The 261-nt window shown below is 67.0% G+C and carries 1 pseudogene; it reads left to right on the top strand.

The features are described from left to right. Positions 1-261: pseudogene (locus tag AC0L3A_RS41135) on the top strand (ISL3 family transposase); the annotation flags it as partial.

The raw sequence follows: 261 nt of genomic DNA, 5'->3' as shown, positions 1-261 counted from the left end.
TCGGGCCGCATCCATAGCCGCTACGTCCGGCACGTTGCCGATTTGCCATCAGCGGGCAGAAAGGTGCGCCTCCGATTGCTCACGCGGCGCTTCGCATGTGAGGTGCCGCATTGCCGCCGGCGGATCTTCGCAGAGCGGTTCGGAGAAGACATCGTCCCGCTTCGACGGCGCCGGACGGCACGGCTGGAATACATCGTCCATCACTTGGGGTTGGCGCTCGGCGGCCGGCCGGCGGCAAGCTTCGCCAAGCGGCTCATGCTG

It is taken from the genome of Bradyrhizobium sp. MI1.3 (assembly GCF_055811695.1).
Note: the sequence above shows the minus strand (reverse complement) of the source record. Positions and strands in the feature narration are given on the sequence as shown.